This is a genomic window from Cytobacillus oceanisediminis (assembly GCF_004366035.1).
Taxonomy (GTDB): Bacteria; Bacillota; Bacilli; order Bacillales; family Cytobacillaceae; genus Cytobacillus; species Cytobacillus oceanisediminis_C.
In genome coordinates this window covers 1-16,506 of record NZ_SOEE01000029.1, presented here as the reverse complement: position 1 = coordinate 16,506, position 16,506 = coordinate 1, and the positions used below count along the sequence as shown (strand labels likewise).

Annotated in this window: 16 protein-coding genes, 1 tRNA gene, 1 rRNA gene, 1 other RNA gene and 1 other annotated feature; of the genes, 14 read left to right on the top strand and 5 right to left on the bottom strand. The window is 43.4% G+C overall.

The features are described 5' to 3' along the window. Window positions 1-405: 405 nt before the first annotated feature. Complete coding sequence (locus tag DFO72_RS28310) at window positions 406-1,365, bottom strand: YaaC family protein (protein ID WP_113885718.1); 960 nt, start codon at window positions 1,363-1,365, stop codon at window positions 406-408. 112 nt (window positions 1,366-1,477) lie between these two features. Here DFO72_RS28310 and guaB point away from each other — a divergent pair, with 112 nt between their 5' ends. The 6 genes from guaB (at window position 1,478) to DFO72_RS28280 (ending at window position 8,015) form a co-directional block, all read left to right on the top strand. After that, window positions 1,478-2,941 (top strand): IMP dehydrogenase, encoded by a 1,464-nt coding sequence (gene guaB, locus DFO72_RS28305; RefSeq protein WP_113885717.1) that lies wholly within the window; start codon window positions 1,478-1,480, stop codon window positions 2,939-2,941. Between the two features lie 329 nt (window positions 2,942-3,270). Further along, entirely contained in the window at window positions 3,271-4,575 is a 1,305-nt protein-coding gene (locus DFO72_RS28300; RefSeq protein WP_243856306.1) for a D-alanyl-D-alanine carboxypeptidase family protein, read from the top strand. 161 nt (window positions 4,576-4,736) lie between these two features. Continuing rightward, complete coding sequence (pdxS, locus tag DFO72_RS28295; RefSeq protein ID WP_113885715.1) at window positions 4,737-5,618, top strand: pyridoxal 5'-phosphate synthase lyase subunit PdxS; 882 nt, start codon at window positions 4,737-4,739, stop codon at window positions 5,616-5,618. 12 nt (window positions 5,619-5,630) lie between these two features. Then, a complete protein-coding gene (gene pdxT, locus DFO72_RS28290) occupies window positions 5,631-6,218 on the top strand; it encodes a pyridoxal 5'-phosphate synthase glutaminase subunit PdxT (RefSeq protein ID WP_113885714.1) in 588 nt (195 codons plus the stop codon). A gap of 61 nt (window positions 6,219-6,279) precedes the next feature. Further along, window positions 6,280-6,505, top strand: a binding site (T-box leader). Between the two features lie 50 nt (window positions 6,506-6,555). Then, window positions 6,556-7,833 (top strand): serine--tRNA ligase, encoded by a 1,278-nt coding sequence (gene serS / locus DFO72_RS28285; RefSeq protein ID WP_113885713.1) that lies wholly within the window; start codon window positions 6,556-6,558, stop codon window positions 7,831-7,833. 89 nt (window positions 7,834-7,922) lie between these two features. Then, window positions 7,923-8,015, top strand: a tRNA-Ser gene (locus DFO72_RS28280). A gap of 216 nt (window positions 8,016-8,231) precedes the next feature. Here the strand turns inward: DFO72_RS28280 and DFO72_RS28275 are convergent. From DFO72_RS28275 to DFO72_RS28260, 4 genes are all read right to left on the bottom strand, one after another. Then, complete coding sequence (locus DFO72_RS28275) at window positions 8,232-8,900, bottom strand: deoxynucleoside kinase (RefSeq protein WP_113885712.1); 669 nt, start codon at window positions 8,898-8,900, stop codon at window positions 8,232-8,234. Beyond that, complete coding sequence (locus DFO72_RS28270; protein WP_113885711.1) at window positions 8,897-9,538, bottom strand: deoxynucleoside kinase; 642 nt, start codon at window positions 9,536-9,538, stop codon at window positions 8,897-8,899. Before DFO72_RS28270 ends, DFO72_RS28275 begins: the two co-directional genes overlap by 4 nt. 189 nt (window positions 9,539-9,727) lie before the next feature. Further along, entirely contained in the window at window positions 9,728-11,014 is a 1,287-nt protein-coding gene (locus DFO72_RS28265; protein WP_113885710.1) for a LysM peptidoglycan-binding domain-containing protein, read from the bottom strand. 46 nt (window positions 11,015-11,060) lie between these two features. After that, entirely contained in the window at window positions 11,061-11,636 is a 576-nt protein-coding gene (locus tag DFO72_RS28260) for an isochorismatase family cysteine hydrolase (RefSeq protein ID WP_113885709.1), read from the bottom strand. Window positions 11,637-11,712: 76 nt separating this feature from the next. Between DFO72_RS28260 and tadA the strand changes: the two genes are divergently transcribed. The 8 genes from tadA to DFO72_RS28220 all read left to right on the top strand — a co-directional run. Then, window positions 11,713-12,249: a tRNA adenosine(34) deaminase TadA gene (gene tadA, locus DFO72_RS28255; protein WP_113885708.1), complete on the top strand. Its 537-nt coding sequence runs from the start codon at window positions 11,713-11,715 to the stop codon at window positions 12,247-12,249. Between the two features lie 79 nt (window positions 12,250-12,328). Beyond that, window positions 12,329-12,593, top strand: an RNA gene (ffs, locus tag DFO72_RS28250) — signal recognition particle sRNA large type. A 136-nt stretch (window positions 12,594-12,729) separates the two neighbouring features. Then, window positions 12,730-14,427 (top strand): DNA polymerase III subunit gamma/tau, encoded by a 1,698-nt coding sequence (dnaX, locus tag DFO72_RS28245; protein WP_113885707.1) that lies wholly within the window; start codon window positions 12,730-12,732, stop codon window positions 14,425-14,427. Between the two features lie 22 nt (window positions 14,428-14,449). Then, entirely contained in the window at window positions 14,450-14,773 is a 324-nt protein-coding gene (locus DFO72_RS28240) for a YbaB/EbfC family nucleoid-associated protein (protein WP_113885706.1), read from the top strand. A gap of 161 nt (window positions 14,774-14,934) precedes the next feature. Continuing rightward, window positions 14,935-15,531 carry a recombination mediator RecR gene (gene recR, locus DFO72_RS28235; RefSeq protein ID WP_009336775.1) on the top strand — a complete coding sequence of 199 codons (597 nt, stop codon included), beginning with the start codon at window positions 14,935-14,937 and terminating at the stop codon, window positions 15,529-15,531. A 17-nt stretch (window positions 15,532-15,548) separates the two neighbouring features. Beyond that, on the top strand, window positions 15,549-15,767 hold the full coding sequence (locus DFO72_RS28230; protein ID WP_113885705.1) for a YaaL family protein: 219 nt from the start codon (window positions 15,549-15,551) through the stop codon (window positions 15,765-15,767). A 121-nt stretch (window positions 15,768-15,888) separates the two neighbouring features. Continuing rightward, entirely contained in the window at window positions 15,889-16,152 is a 264-nt protein-coding gene (locus DFO72_RS28225; RefSeq protein WP_113885704.1) for a pro-sigmaK processing inhibitor BofA family protein, read from the top strand. A 275-nt stretch (window positions 16,153-16,427) separates the two neighbouring features. After that, a 16S ribosomal RNA gene (locus tag DFO72_RS28220) occupies window positions 16,428-16,506 on the top strand; the annotation flags it as partial.

Below are 16,506 nucleotides of genomic sequence, written 5' to 3'. Positions count from 1 at the left end.
GTCACTCCGGCCTGCATATGCGTCACTTTTTCCATTTATGCTTCACCTCGGCCCACATATGCGCTGCTTTCACTCATATATGTCTCAGAATTGAGGTATATGCGCCACTCCTTATTCCGCCGTCTGTTTTAAAAGTTCAATCCGTTCTCAGCAAAGATGAATTGTGACAAATTTGAGATAAACTTCAAAACATGCGAGATAAAGTCGAATTCCAGCTAGATAAAATCAAAATCCTGTTACATAAAATCCAATACATGCTAGCTCAAATCTGCTTTATGCCAGATGAGCCCTACCGAATGCGATAAATCTCCAGTCTACAAGTAAGCATCCTTCCACTCTGATCTCCCTAAATTGCCAGCTAAAAACACATGCACAAGACCGCGGTCACTATCATCTTCCAACTGCTTAATGTTTCTTATCAGCCAAATACTGATAAATCAGATATGGCCCCTTTGCGGATGTAATCTGTAGAAATGTTTGAATAAAAGGGTAGTCTTTATTCGGCATCATTTTGATGAGTTCGCTCCACCATTCTGTTTCGTAGCGGGCAATCATGCTTAAGTTATACAGCAGCAGGAAATGAATAAGAAGTTCAGGAAAATCAATCAGGCCGTCTTTAGCAAGCGGAAAGAAAAACTTTCCGGCATCAGGGCTGTATCTTAAGGGCTTATAATTATATGTATTCAAGTTTTTTGCAGAAAATTTTAGATCTAAATCCGCTGGCTCCTGGAAGCTAATATTAAAGTCTGATTTTGACTGCAGATATTCAACAAAGCGGGATTCGGTCATATGAAAGCGATCAAGGATCATTTTTGGCAAAATGAATACACCCTTTTCCAGCTCTGCTTCAAGAAAAGTAGCGCGGCCCTCTGTCTGGCTGTACAAATAATTAAGCTCGGGAATTTGGCCAAATAACTCTCCCATCGTTGTTTTTTCTCCTTCCAAATGTTTCATGTGGAACAATTTTTCTCCCATATAGGGGAAAAGCCCGCTTTTTTGAAATTTCACTTCGTCCTGAAAAAAGTTATATTGCTGCTTTTTTCTTTTCCGGGTGGAAACCCCGTGTGCCAAAACAGAAGTGGTTTCAGGATAATTAGGATCTACTGTCAGTATGCAGGCCTTCACAAGATGAACAAGTCCATAAAAAAAGAGAATCGGCTTGATAACTAATGGTGCCTTCTCTGCCTGCTCGTAGTATACTTGCCCGTGTTCTAGATAGTATATAAAAGGGTAACTGTTTTCATAGCTCTTTTGTTCAGCCTGATCCAGGTTTTGTCTTTGGTAGCATTTCTTTAAAAATTCCTGTGACGTGTTTGCAGAAAAGAAGTATAAAAAGGAGTTTTTAAGGTCAAATGAATGTATCACAGCGAAACCTCCGAATCTTTTGAAAAATCCAACATATTAATCCATCCTTGACAGTATTTTGTCCAATTGATAACCTACTAATAATATTTTCGAGTCCAGGAGGTCAAAAAAGATGTGGGAAACTAAGTTTGCAAAAGAAGGTTTAACTTTTGATGATGTTTTGCTGGTTCCATCGAAATCAGAGGTGCTTCCTCGTGATGTCAGCCTCAAAGTAAATTTGACTGAAAAGATTGCACTCAACATTCCAGTAATCAGTGCCGGAATGGATACGGTAACTGAAGCTGAAATGGCGATCGCTATGGCGCGCCAGGGCGGTTTGGGGGTTATCCATAAGAACATGTCCATTGAACAGCAGGCTGATCAGGTGGATAAAGTAAAGCGTTCAGAAAGCGGCGTTATTACTGACCCATTCTTTCTAACTCCAGAACAGCAGGTATTTGATGCTGAGCATTTAATGGGCAAGTACCGGATTTCCGGTGTGCCAATCGTTAATAATAATGAGGAACAAAAGCTTGTCGGCATTCTGACTAACCGTGACCTCCGATTCATTCAGGACTATTCGATAAAAATTTCAGATGTGATGACAAAAGAAAATCTTGTAACAGCTCCAGTTGGAACCACATTGGATGAAGCAGAAAAAATTCTGCAGCAGCATAAAATTGAAAAATTGCCGCTAGTGGATGATGAAGGTGTTTTAAAAGGTTTAATTACCATTAAGGATATTGAAAAAGTAATTGAGTTTCCTAACTCGGCAAAAGATGAGCGCGGACGCCTGCTGGCAGGTGCAGCGGTCGGCGTAACCGGCGACACGATGAAGCGTGTTGAAATGCTTGTTAAATCACATGTGGATGTCATCGTAGTGGATACTGCACATGGGCATTCAAAAGGCGTGCTCGATACCGTACGCGAAATCAGGAACACTTATCCGGAACTGGCCATTATTGCCGGAAACGTTGCAACAGCCGAAGCGACAAAAGATTTGATTGAAGCTGGTGCTGATATCGTAAAAGTGGGAATCGGGCCTGGCTCCATTTGTACAACACGTGTTGTCGCAGGCGTTGGTGTACCACAGATCACAGCTGTTTATGATTGTGCAACTGAAGCACGCAAGCATGGCAAATCAATTATCGCTGATGGCGGAATCAAATATTCAGGAGATATCGTGAAAGCATTGGCGGCAGGCGGACATGCCGTTATGCTTGGAAGCCTTCTTGCTGGTGTTTCTGAAAGCCCTGGCGAAACGGAAATTTTCCAAGGACGCCGTTTCAAGGTATACAGAGGAATGGGTTCTGTTGCAGCCATGGAAAAAGGTTCAAAAGACCGTTACTTCCAGGAAGATAATAAAAAGTTTGTTCCAGAGGGAATCGAAGGGCGCATTGCTTATAAAGGGCCTTTAACCGATACCATCTACCAGCTTGTCGGCGGTATCCGTTCTGGAATGGGCTATTGCGGAACAAAGGATCTTCATGACCTTCGTGAAAATGCAAAATTTATTAAAATGACTGGCGCAGGCCTAAGAGAAAGCCATCCTCATGATGTGCAGATCACAAAAGAGGCGCCAAACTACTCGCTATAATTAATACAAAGCAGAAGAGGGAAACCTTTTCTGTTTTTTTTTCGTCTCTGATAAGGATGATGGCAGTTTTTTAGCACCCTGCAGCGGAACCATAGCCAGTTTAACAGAGTCATTTTATTCAAAAAAACCCGGGAGTCTAACCTAGGAAAATACTAATGCATAACTATGGGCCAATCATGCCACAGGGCAGGCAGGAATAGGTAATTACTCTATCTATTCTTTGCACCAGAGTTATGATAAAATAACAAAAGTGTATTAAAACGTTGGAGGGCAGTAAATTGAAGAAAATATTTTACCGTAAGTCTATCGCTGGATTCCTTGCCTTGGTCATGATATTAGGTCTTTTACCTGGTATACATAAAGCTCATGCAGAAGATATCTTAAACATTAATGCAGATGCTGCTATTTTAGTAGATGCAGAGACCGGAAAAATTTTATATCAAAAAAATGCGGATAAAGTACTGGGCATTGCCAGTATGACTAAAATGATGACAGAATACCTGCTTCTTGAATCCATTGAAGAAGGCAAAGTAAAGTGGGACCAGGAATATGCAGTAAGTGAATACGTATGGAAAGTTTCACAGGATCGTAATCTATCAAATGTCCCATTAAGAAGAGACGGTAAATATAATATCCGTGAATTGTATGAAGCAATGGCGATTTACTCTGCAAATGGTGCAACCATCGCAATAGCAGAAACGATTGCCGGTTCAGAGACAAACTTTGTTAAAATGATGAACGAAAAAGCTGCAGAGCTTGGATTAAAGGATTATAAATTTGTCAATTCCAGCGGTTTAAACAACCGTGATTTAAAGGGATCTCCTCCTGCAGGCGGCCCTGAAGAAGAAAACGTGATGTCAGCAAAAGATACAGCGATGCTGGCCAAAGAATTGATTAACCGATTCCCTGAAGTATTGGAAACAGCAAGTACCCCTAGAAAGACGTTCAGAGAGGGTACGGATGATGAAATTAAAATGGAAAACTGGAACTGGATGCTTCCAGAGCTAGTATATGGCTATGAAGGTGCGGATGGCCTTAAAACAGGTACGACTGACTTTGCCGGATACTGCTTTACCGGTACAGCTATGAGAGATGGCAACCGCTACATCAGTGTTGTCATGAACGCTAAAGGTGCGAATGGTCAGGCTACTTACAAATCCAGATTCGATGAAACAAAGAAAATGTTCGACTTTGGTTTCAGCAACTTCACGAAAGAGGAAATTGTTCCTGCCAATTATCAGGTAAAGGGCCAGAAAACAGTGCCTGTTACAAAAGGTAAAGAGGCCAAAGTAAAGATTTCTTCTAAAGATGCAATCGAAATGGTTGTAAGAAACGGGGAAAAAGAAAACTATAAGCCTGTTCTTGTCCTTGATAAAAAGAAATTAAATGAAAACGGTGAATTAACAGCTCCTATTAAAAAAGGAGAAAAAATCGGCTATCTAACGATTGAATCGAAAGAGGACGGGAAGATTGAGTTCTTGTCTGATAAAGGAAAAGGCAATATTCAAGTGGATGTCGTAGCAGCTGAAAGTGTTGAAAAAGCAAACTGGTTCGTGCTGACTATGCGCAGCATCGGCGGTTTCTTCGGGGATGTCTGGGGAAGTGTTTCCTCAACTGTAAAAGGTTGGTTTTAAGAAAAAGGGCTTTCCTGTCTTGACAGGAGCCCTTTTTCATTGCATATTTTCAATAGGGAAAATTCCGAGTAAAATAATCTATTTTCCTTTTTTTGAAAAATGATTTTTATCATAATATTTAACCCATCCAAAGCAGATGGTATTTACGAAGGGGGATAAACATGAAGACAGGTACAGATCGTGTTAAACGGGGAATGGCAGAAATGCAAAAAGGCGGCGTTATTATGGACGTTGTTAACGCTGAGCAGGCAAAAATCGCAGAAGAAGCTGGTGCAGTAGCAGTTATGGCACTTGAACGCGTTCCTTCTGATATCCGTGCAGCCGGCGGTGTGGCACGTATGGCAGATCCGCGTATTATGGAAGAAGTAATGGGTGCAGTTTCAATCCCGGTAATGGCAAAAGCGCGTATCGGCCATATTGTAGAAGCTCGTCTGCTTGAAGCGATGGGTGTCGATTACATAGATGAGAGTGAAGTTTTAACTCCTGCTGATGAAGAATACCATCTTAATAAAAAAGACTACACAGTTCCATTCGTTTGCGGATGCCGTGACTTAGGCGAAGCAGCACGCCGTATTGGTGAAGGTGCTTCCATGCTTCGCACAAAGGGTGAGCCTGGAACTGGAAACATCGTTGAAGCTGTCCGTCATATCCGCAAGGTGAATGCACAGGTGCGCAAGGTTGTCGGCATGAACGAAGATGAATTAATGACGGAAGCTAAGCTTCTGGGAGCGCCATACGAGCTTCTTTTGGAAATCAAGAGCCTTGGACGCCTTCCAGTCGTAAACTTCGCAGCAGGCGGCGTTGCAACACCTGCAGATGCAGCTCTAATGATGGAGCTTGGTGCTGATGGAGTATTCGTAGGATCAGGCATCTTCAAATCTGAAAACCCTGCGAAATTTGCACGTGCCATTGTGGAAGCAACTACACATTACCAGGATTACAAATTAATTGCTGAACTTTCAAAAGAACTAGGCACACCGATGAAGGGAATTGAAATTTCTTCATTGGCTCCTGAAGCTCGTATGCAGGAGCGCGGCTGGTAAGGAGAATTGAACATGATAAAGGTTGGAGTATTAGGGCTGCAGGGTGCGGTCAGAGAGCATGTTCTTTCTGTAGAAGCATGCGGCGCCGAAGCTGTAGTCATCAAACGCAAAGAGCAGCTTGATGAGGTTGACGGGCTTATCTTGCCTGGCGGAGAAAGCACGACCATGAGACGCTTGATTGATAAATATGATTTTATGGACAGCCTTAAGGAGTTTGCGCAATCAGGAAAGCCGATGTTCGGGACATGTGCAGGCTTAATTCTTCTTGCGAATAATATCATTGGCTATGATGAACCTCATATCGGTGTGATGGACGTCCATGTGGAAAGAAATTCATTTGGCCGCCAGCGCGAAAGCTTCGAGGCGGATCTTGATATTGCCGGAGTGGCAGAAGACTTTGCGGCTGTATTCATTCGTGCACCGCATATTGTGGAGGCAGGCGAGAATGTTGAAATCCTGGCCAAGCACAATGGCCGGATTGTGGCGGCACGCGAAGGAAGATTCCTAGGATGCTCATTCCATCCGGAACTAACGGATGACCATCGCCTGACAGGCTATTTCGTTGAAATGATCAAAGAGTCCAAGCAATTAACAATTTGAATATTTTGGTTGCAAATGGAACATAATTGTAGTACATTATGAATTACAAAATTCTTATAGCTTAAAAGCAATGAGAGGAACTAGTAACAGGAACTTTGTTCTAAAAGAGAGCCGGTGGCTGGTGAGAACCGGTGAATAAACCCTGTGAATCCATCCTCGAGCAAAGCATGGAACACCCGGTATTTTTCGGGTAAAGTAAATGCTTTCGGTTAAAACCGTTATGGATTTAAGGTGGAAAGCTCATGCTTTCAACTAGGGTGGCAACGCGGGTAACTCTCGTCCCTTTTCTGGGGACGGGAGTTTTTTGTGTTTAAACTATTATCTGGAGGTACTAAAAATGCTGGACATTAAGTTTTTAAGAGCCAATTTTGAAGAAGTGAAAAACAAGCTTCAGCACCGTGGAGAAGATTTAACCGATCTTGGAAAATTCGAAGATCTGGATGTCAAAAGACGTGAGCTGATTGTAGAAGCAGAACAGCTGAAGAGCAAAAGAAATGAAGTATCCCAGCAGGTGGCTGCCTTAAAGCGTGAAAAGCAGGATGCAGACCATTTAATCGCTGAAATGAGAGAAGTCGGCGATAAAATCAAAGCATTGGATGAGGAGCTCCGTTCGGTCGAGGAAGAATTGGACCAATTGCTGCTGAGCATTCCGAACATTCCGCATGAAAGCGTGCCTGTCGGCGAAACAGAAGATGATAATGTAGAAATCCGCAAATGGGGAGAAGTCCGTGAATTTGATTTCGAGCCAAAGCCGCACTGGGATGTTGCGACAGATCTTAAACTCCTTGATTTCGAACGTGCCAGCAAAGTAACAGGCAGCCGCTTTGTATTCTACAAAGGCCTTGGTGCCCGCCTTGAGCGTGCCTTATTCAACTTCATGCTTGATTTGCACACAGACGAGCATGGCTATAAGGAGGTTCTTCCTCCGTACATGGTCAACCGTGCAAGTATGACAGGAACAGGACAGCTTCCGAAATTCGAGGAAGATGCATTCCTGATTGAAAGCGAAGATTATTTTCTGATTCCAACCGCTGAGGTGCCTATCACCAATATGCATAGGGAAGAGATTCTGAATGCAGATGAGCTTCCAATTAACTATGCGGCATTTAGTGCATGCTTCCGTTCTGAAGCGGGTTCTGCCGGCCGTGACACTCGCGGGCTGATCCGCCAGCACCAGTTCAACAAAGTCGAGCTTGTGAAATTTGTTAAGCCAGAAGAGTCTTATGATGAACTTGAAAAGCTGACAGGACACGCGGAAAAAGTGCTTCAGCTGCTTGGCCTTCCATACCGTGTGATGAGCATGTGTACAGGCGATCTTGGATTCACAGCTGCAAAGAAATACGATATCGAAGTTTGGATTCCAAGCTATAGTACGTATAGAGAAATTTCTTCTTGCAGTAACTTTGAAGGATTCCAGGCAAGACGTGCAAATATCCGCTTCCGCCGCGAGGCAAAAGGCAAGCCGGAGCATGTACACACCCTGAATGGATCTGGCCTTGCGATCGGCCGCACGGTGGCAGCTATTCTAGAAAATTATCAGCAGGCTGACGGAAGTGTCATCATTCCGGAAGTATTGCGTCCTTATATGGGCAATCGCGAAGTTATAAAGCCTTAATTGAAGAGCGGATTTTGATCCGCTCTTTTTTTTATAAAAATAATGTTGACATGTCTATTTAGAAATGATATAGTATTTCTTGTCGATGCGGAGGAATACCCAAGTCTGGCTGAAGGGATCGGTCTTGAAAACCGACAGGCGGGTCAAACCGCGCAGGGGTTCGAATCCCCTTTCCTCCTCCATTTAATTGACATCTAACACGCGCATAAATATTGGAGATACATAAAACCGCTGATGATCAGCGGTTTTTTTGTTATATAATTTCTTCATTATGTGTGAAGTGACCGATAAAAATATTTTTTGGAGGACCGCGGAAAGAATTTCGTCAGCGGTCCTCATTTATACTGAGTATTCGGAGCCATATCAAAATAAAAGCAAAAAACCGCCTAAAGTGGCGGTTATTTTTTTAATAATTGAGTTTGTCTTAAAAAATAAGAAATGCGTTCCACAATCGGCTCAATGGATTGCTCATTCTGAATGATGTCGTAGTCATTGATATTTAGGCGCAGGACCGGGCATGCATTAAAGCTGTTAATCCAATTATCGTAGCGCTGGTGCATTTCTTCCCAGTAGGAAATAGGTGTCTGCTGCTCCATAGGACGGCCGCGCTCCTGGATGCGGGAAAGAATGTCATCAAGGGATCCTTCCAGATAAATAAGCAAATCAGGGTGCGGGAAATAAGGTGTCATCACCATCGCATCAAATAAGCTGGTGTAAGTTTCGTAATCTACCTTTGACATGGTTCCTTTTTCATAATGCATTTTCGCAAATATGCCGGTGTCTTCATAAATGGATCGGTCCTGAACAAAGCCGCCGCCATATTCGAAGATGCGCTTCTGGTCCTTGAACCGTTCCGCCAGGAAGTATACCTGCAGGTGGAAGCTCCAGCGGTTGAAATCTGCATAGAATTTATCAAGGTAAGGGTTCGTATCAACCTTTTCGAAAGAGGTTCGGAACCCCAGTGCGTCTGCAAGCGCATTGGTCATCGTTGATTTTCCGACTCCGACGGTTCCGGCAATCGTGATCACTGCGTTCGAAGGAATCTCGTATTTTTGCCTTAGATTCATAAGTGTATGCTCCTCTTTTTTAATGATGTCGACAATGTATCGAATATATGCATTAAGTCTGATTCATTTTTCACAAAATCCAGCTGATCTCCATTGAAACGGATCACTGGTATATCCGGGTGCTGCCTTTCGAACTCATTCATAGCCGTTTCATAATCAAGGGATAATTGCTCGAGATATAATGGGCTGATATTCTTTTCAATTTCACGGCCCCTCAGCTCGATTCGGTCGAGCAGTGTTTCAAGGCTTGCATTGAGATAGATAATGACATTTGGCTTTGGCATATCACCTGTCAGAATGTCATAGATCTTCAAATACTTCTGATATTCATTCTGATTTAACGTGCGCTGGGCAAAAATAAGATTCTTGAAAATATGATAATCAGCCACAACAGGCTTATTTTGAGCTAAGTAGTGATTGTTGATATCAACCAGCTGTTTATAGCGGTTGCAGAGGAAAAACATTTCAGTCTGAAAGCTCCATTCTTCAATGTTTTCATAGAATTTACCCAAAAAAGGATTTTCATCAACGATTTCTTTTAAAAGTGCATACTGAAATTTTTCAGAAATCGCTTTAGCGAGAGATGTTTTCCCAACGCCAATCGGCCCCTCTACTGTAATAAAAGGTATTCCCCCCATATTGATCGTCCTCCTGTATTGCTTATTTATCTATAGAAACCATTTATAGGTACGTTCCAAAATGACACAAAGCTTATTTTATCACAGTATGGAGTGGATGGGATATGGAATTTAAGCTGGAAATAAGAAAATAAGAGCATATTGTCTGAAAAATAAAAAAGCTGCCTGTAAGCGGCAGCTGCTGAGAGATCAAGCTCTTTTTGTCACGTTGAAGTTTTCTGTAATCAGAAGCCAATTTTGCGGGAAAGAAAGGCCGAGTTTCCAGTAGCTCATTCCCCGCAGCTTCAGTTCCTTGATTAAATCAAATTTGGCCTGGATTGAGCGGGCATCCTCAAACCAGACTTCATGCCTTTTTCCGTCAGATGCTGTGTAGTTGAAAAACGGAGCCTGTGCTTTGTAATCATATTGAATGGCCGCATTATTTTCTGCTGCAATTTGTATGGCCTGCTGAGGACTGACCGCTCTTGCGGTGGTGCCCTGAACAAAAGGAAGTGTCCAGTCATACCCATATAGGTTCTGGCCCATCATAATTTTGGAAGAAGGCATCTCACTAATGGCATATTCTAAAACCTCCCGTACCGGGCCGATGGGAGAAACAGCCATTGCAGGGCCTCCGCTGTAGCCCCATTCATAGGTCATGATCACGACAAAATCAACAATCTCCCCATGGGCTCTATAATCATGGGCCTCATACCAGAGGCCTTGCTGTTCTGCACTTGTTTTCGGCGCCAATGCGGTAGAAATCAGCCAGCCTTCCTGACCGAATCTTGCCTTTGCTTTTCTGAGAAAATTGTTATAGGCTTCCCGGTCAGCCGGGCGCAGAAACTCGAAGTCGAAATGAATATCCCTGAAGCCATATTTTTTTGCTGTGGCTGTAATGTTATCCAGGAATTTATTCTGAATCGCCATATCATTTAACAATATCCTGCCAAGTTCATCACTGAACTGATCATTTTCCTGATTGGTAATAACCATCATCAATACGTTATTATTGGCTCTCGCAATGGCCGGGAAATCATTCAGAAGCGGCTCCTTCAAAGAACCATCTCGAAGGGCCTGAAAACTGAATGGCGCCAGATAGGTCAAATATGGCGCAGCCGCTCTTGCGCTTTCTACCAGTTCAGGGGCGACTGTATCACCTCTTGGCTCCACATAGGCATTGAACTCTGCGTTCGTTTTCGGGCGTGGCGGGATATAAAGGCGGAACCCCACCTGCAGCGGCTGGCTCACCGAAATGCCATTGACAGATGCGAGCTGCTGATAAGAAATGCCGAACCTTCTTGAAATCGAGTAAAGGCTGTCACCGGGCTGAACCCAATAAAAGCTTCCTATTATCGGAATAACAAGTGTCTGGCCGATCACCAGATTATTTGGATTGGGAATTTCATTTGCCTCTATCAGATCTTCAACCGTCGTTCCATATGCCTGGGCAATGCCGAACAAAGACTGATTTTGCTGGACCACATGAATCTGCAATCTATCTCCCTCCCTGAAAATCACGTCTTAGAACACTACTGCCATTTTATGAAGGAAACATGGAAGAAATGTTATAATTGTTGTCAGAGAAGGAAGATATATTGGCCTTTAATACGTTTTCCATCATCTTTAAGGTATTTTCATTATCGTGGTCATCATTAGAAGCGGTGCAGTCATGCGGTATGTGTAAATGATATTCTCTCATATAGGCATCATTGGCCGAAAATAGGACACAGATATTGCCCGCGATGCCCGTCATGACAAGCATATTGACGCTGAGCTGGTGCAGAAGGGTATTTAAGGCAGTGCCATAAAAGGCGGAATGCTTTGGCTTTATTAAAAAATAATCATCCGGCGATGGGTGCATTTCATGAAGGATAGGTGCACTGATAGGATTGCGGCAATGATTCATAATTGTATCCAGATCAGCCTGCCAGAGATTATAATGATCATTCACATAAATGACCGGGAGATCCTGCTCATAGAAAGCAGTCTTTAATGCATTGATGGGTTTTGTGATATTCAAAGCTTTGTCAGCAAGGATCTTTCCATGGTGGAAATTAAAGTCGTTAATCATGTCAATAATGATAAGAGCCGGTTTATAGGCTTGCGGATTTTTCATGGTATCGCTCCTTTAAGGTTATTTTTTGTTAAAGGAGCGGCTTTTACACAGATGTTAAGAGAAGGAATGAAGATAAATGAGGCAAGCATCATTCACTGAAGATGAACTGTATATGCGGGAGGCCATTAAAGAAGCAAAGCTGGCGGAAGGTCTGGAAGAAGTTCCAATTGGCGCAGTCATTGTTCTGGAAGGGGAAATCATTGGCCGGGCACATAATCTGAGAGAAGTGAAACAGTCTGCGATTGCGCATGCAGAATTGCTTGCCATTGATCAGGCATGCAAAAACCTCGGAACATGGCGGCTGGAGAATGCTGTTCTTTATGTTACCTTAGAGCCTTGTCCGATGTGTTCGGGATCCATTATTCTATCGCGCATTAAAAAGGTGGTGTATGGGGCTAAGGATCCAAAGGGAGGCTGTGCCGGAACGCTTATGAATCTATTGCAGGATGAGCGGTTCAATCATCAGAGTGAAGTTGTGCAAGGAGTGCTGGAAGAAGAATGCGGCGAGATGCTTTCGAGCTTTTTCAGAGGATTGCGAAAGCGCAAGAAAGAAGAGAAAAAAAGAAGGCAATTGCTGCAGATGGAACATGATACAGGAATTGACAATGGTTAGGCATTGCTTTTTCATCTAAATGTTAGTATACTTATAAATGCGTCGGATAAAGACGCAACTAAATATGGTATCAACTTTGCCGTGCTAGGCGGGGAGGTAGCGGTGCCCTGTACTCGCAATCCGCTCTAGCGAGGCTGAATCCCTTCCCGAGGCTGATGTCCTGTAGGGCCTGCCTTAAGTAAGTGGTGTTGACGCCCGGGTCCTGCGCAATGGGAATCCATGAATCATGTCAGGTCCGGAAGGAAGCAGCATTAAGTGGACGCTCCCATGTGCCGCAGGGTTGCCTGGGCCGAGCTAACTGCTTAAGTAACGCCTATGGGCGTCAGTCGACGGAAGGTGCACGGCAGTTTATATTGTAAATAAAACTCATCCTTTTGCAGGGTGGGTTTTTTGTTGTAATTATTTTCTCTTGGTTTTGTAAAAAGGAAAATAGATACGTTATAATAGATGAAGGACTATACATAGGAAGGGGGCGTGTCAGTGAGTTATCAAGCTTTATATCGTGTTTGGCGTCCGCAGCAGTTTATCGATGTTGTCGGGCAGGAACATGTGACAAAGACTTTGCAAAACGCCCTGCTTCAGGAGAAGATATCACACGCCTATTTGTTTTCCGGCCCCCGCGGAACCGGTAAAACAAGTGCAGCGAAAATCCTTGCAAAGGCTGTTAACTGTGAGATGGCACCAGTAACAGAACCCTGCAATGAGTGTGCAGCCTGCAGAGGCATTACAGACGGTTCTATTCCTGATGTCATTGAAATTGATGCGGCATCCAATAATGGTGTAGAAGAAATCAGGGATATCAGGGACAAAGTGAAATATGCTCCGAATGCTGTAAAGTATAAGGTTTACATCGTCGATGAGGTGCATATGCTTTCCATTGGCGCTTTCAATGCCCTGTTAAAGACGCTTGAAGAGCCTCCTAAGCATGTCATTTTTATTTTAGCCACAACGGAGCCTCATAAAATTCCGCTCACGATTATTTCCCGGTGCCAGCGATTCGATTTTAAACGGATTACGGCTCAGGCGATAACAGGAAGAATGAAGCTGATTGCGGATGAAACAAATGCAGCCTATGAGGACCAGGCACTGCAGATCATTGCGAGAGCAGCAGAAGGTGGTATGCGTGACGCCCTTAGCTTGCTTGATCAGGCAATTTCCTTCAGCCAGGATCGTGTTACAGTTGATGATGCCCTATCTGTAACAGGTGCTGTGTCGCAAGGGTTTCTAAATAAACTGGCAAGAGCGGTTAAAGACAGGGATGCTGCGTCCGGGCTGGAATTTCTGGAAGATCTCCTTTTTCAGGGGAAAGATCCATCCCGTTTTATAGAAGACTTTATCCTGTATTACCGGGATATGCTTTTATATAAAGCAGCTCCGAGGCTGGAGGAATCATTGGAAAGAGTCATGCTTGATGAAGATTTCCAGCAGCTTGCCCAGGAAGTGGAGCCGGAAGAGCTCTATGAACTGATTGAGGTGCTGAACAAAGCCCAGCAGGAAATGCGATGGACCAACCATCCGAGGATTTTCCTGGAGGTGGCGATTGTGAAGCTGTGCCAGCTGGAACAGATAGAGAAATCAGGGCAGTCTGCCGACATCAAGCCGCTGATGCAAAAAATCGAACAGCTTCAGCATGAGCTGACGGAATTAAAGAAAAACGGCATAGCCGTGAAAGATGATGGAGCTCCTGCTGTACAGAAAAAACCGCAGAGAAGTTCACGTAAAGGATTTCAGGCACCAGTAGGAAAAGTGAATGAAGTCCTGAAGCAGGCAACGAAAAATGACTTGGTGGCTGTAAAAAGCCGCTGGGGTGAAATGCTGAACCTGCTTGTTCAAAACCAGATGCGCTCTCAGGCGGCGCTTCTCAATGAAGCAGAACCTGTTGCCGCATCTGAAACAGCTCTTATCGTAAAGTTCAAATATGAAATCCACTGTCAGATGGCCATGGATAATGCGAAATTCCTGGATACACTGGCGAATGTCATGTTTGAGCTATTAGGCAAGAGATTGCAGCTGGTTGGCATTCCGGATGAACAATGGCAAAGTGTCAGGGAGGATTTCCTGCGCAGCCAGCGTGACGGAGATGAGTCTGACGAGGGCTTCGAAAGAAATGAGGAAGAGCCCCATGTGGCTGAAGCGGTCAAATTATTTGGCGCTGAACTAATTGAAATTAAAGAATAGAAAATAGCTGGAGGTATGTAAAATGCGCGGTGGAATGGGAAATATGCAAAATATGATGAAACAAATGCAGAAAATGCAAAAGAAGATGGCTCAGGCACAGGAAGAGCTTGGCGAAAAAAAAATTGAAGGAACAGCTGGCGGCGGAATGGTGACTGTCATTGTATCCGGACATAAACAAGTATTAGAAGTAAACATCAAAGAAGAAGTTGTTGATCCGGAAGATATTGAAATGCTTCAGGACCTTGTTCTGGCGGCAACTAACGATGCGCTGAAAAAAGCGGATGACTTAACAAACGACACAATGGGCCAATTTACTAAAGGAATGAACCTGCCGGGAATGTTTTAATCAAACGTCCTGAACGAGTGCTTTCCTGCATGTTTTATCTATAATAGAGATATGCACGAAAGAACGGACAGGCTGAGCGCCAGCGAACATAGACTGATGGGAATCTTCATCAGTCCGTCATGCTCGCGGCGCTTTTCCTTTTCATATAGGAGGAATTATACATGCACTATCCTGAACCGATATCAAAGCTGATTGACAGCTTTATGAAATTGCCCGGAATCGGCCCAAAAACGGCTGCGCGTCTGGCGTTTTTTGTTTTGAGTATGAAAGAAGATACTGTGCTGGATTTTGCCAAGGCACTTGTCAATGCGAAAAGAAATTTATCTTACTGCTCTGTCTGCGGCCATATCACTGATCAGGACCCGTGTTATATTTGTGAGGACCAGAGACGCGACCGGTCAGTAATCTGTGTGGTCCAGGATCCGAAAGATGTTATTGCCATGGAAAAGATGAAGGAATATAACGGACTGTATCATGTCCTTCACGGAGCCATTTCACCGATGGATGGAATTGGGCCAGAAGATATCAATATTCCTGATTTATTGAAAAGGCTTCAGGATGAAACAGTTCAGGAAATTATTCTTGCCACAAATCCAAATATCGAAGGGGAAGCAACAGCCATGTACATCTCCCGCCTGATCAAGCCATCCGGCATAAAGGCTACCCGGATCGCCCATGGCCTGCCAGTGGGCGGAGACTTGGAATATGCGGATGAAGTAACGCTGTCAAAAGCGTTAGAAGGCAGAAGAGAAGTTTAAGCACGGAGGCTGAATTTATGTTTTTTCGCAGGAAAGGATGGCTTCGCAGCGAGTTTGATGAGAAGCTTTTGAATCAGCTGAACAGAATAAAAACAGATTGGAACAACCAGAAATCGCTAGTGGAAAAGAGCTTTGATCCATCCCCAGAAGCAATCAGCCAGTCAAAGCTGGCCGAAGCTAAGTACTTTTTTCTGTTCAGGGAAGCTAAAAAGAGAAATGTAAGAGTCAGAATGTAGTTTGTTCCCATTGTGGAAAGAAAATCAATCAATACAAAATACTTGTCCTCCTCTAAGGTCTTTTTTGTACGCGCTAATCATAAATTAGTAGTACAAGTTTCCTGAAAGGAGGATTTTTCTTTTGGACCCTATTGCAGTGATCTCCATTATAGGAGGGTTAATCCTATTGCTTCTATTTATAGGAGCTCCAGTAAAACCGGTAAGATTTATAGGACAGGGAGCCATTAAACTGATCATAGGAGCCCTCTTTCTATTTTTCTTAAATGCTTTCGGCAATCAGGCTGGTATACATGTTCCCATAAACCTGGCCACTTCGGCTATTTCGGGATTTTTAGGCATTCCTGGATTGTTTGCGCTTGTTGCCATACAGACATGGATTATTTAATTGTACAGCCGTTTAAAGCGGCTGTTTTTATTTATTAATTTTTTTTAGTGATTCTGTTGACAGTTCTTTTTACTGGTGGTAATATATTAAAAGTCGTCACCACGACACGATAAAAAACATCTTGAAAAAGATGTTGACATTGATTCGTGAGAATGATATATTAATAAAGTCGCTTCTAAGCGGCGGATTGATCTTTGAAAACTGAACGAACAAAAACGTCAACGTTAAATCATTAGTCTTTTTTGAAAAGACAACTTATGAGCTTAATCAACTCTTATATGGAGAGTTTGATCCTGGCTCAGGACGAACGCTGGCGGCGTGCCTAATACATGCAAGTCGAGCGGACAGATGGGA

Bases quoted from the DNA above. Each gene is read 5' to 3' on its own strand.
- DFO72_RS28275 (WP_113885712.1), bottom strand. From the start codon at position 8,900: ATGAATCTAAGGCAAAAATACGAGATTCCTTCGAACGCAGTGATCACG.
- DFO72_RS28230 (WP_113885705.1), top strand. From the start codon at position 15,549: ATGTTTTTTCGCAGGAAAGGATGGCTTCGCAGCGAGTTTGATGAGAAG.
- guaB (WP_113885717.1), top strand. From the start codon at position 1,478: ATGTGGGAAACTAAGTTTGCAAAAGAAGGTTTAACTTTTGATGATGTT.
- tadA (WP_113885708.1), top strand. From the start codon at position 11,713: ATGAGGCAAGCATCATTCACTGAAGATGAACTGTATATGCGGGAGGCC.
- DFO72_RS28240 (WP_113885706.1), top strand. From the start codon at position 14,450: ATGCGCGGTGGAATGGGAAATATGCAAAATATGATGAAACAAATGCAG.
- DFO72_RS28260 (WP_113885709.1), bottom strand. From the start codon at position 11,636: ATGAAAAATCCGCAAGCCTATAAACCGGCTCTTATCATTATTGACATG.
- serS (WP_113885713.1), top strand. From the start codon at position 6,556: ATGCTGGACATTAAGTTTTTAAGAGCCAATTTTGAAGAAGTGAAAAAC.
- DFO72_RS28300 (WP_243856306.1), top strand. From the start codon at position 3,271: ATGATATTAGGTCTTTTACCTGGTATACATAAAGCTCATGCAGAAGAT.
- DFO72_RS28270 (WP_113885711.1), bottom strand. From the start codon at position 9,538: ATGGGGGGAATACCTTTTATTACAGTAGAGGGGCCGATTGGCGTTGGG.
- pdxS (WP_113885715.1), top strand. From the start codon at position 4,737: ATGAAGACAGGTACAGATCGTGTTAAACGGGGAATGGCAGAAATGCAA.
- pdxT (WP_113885714.1), top strand. From the start codon at position 5,631: ATGATAAAGGTTGGAGTATTAGGGCTGCAGGGTGCGGTCAGAGAGCAT.
- recR (WP_009336775.1), top strand. From the start codon at position 14,935: ATGCACTATCCTGAACCGATATCAAAGCTGATTGACAGCTTTATGAAA.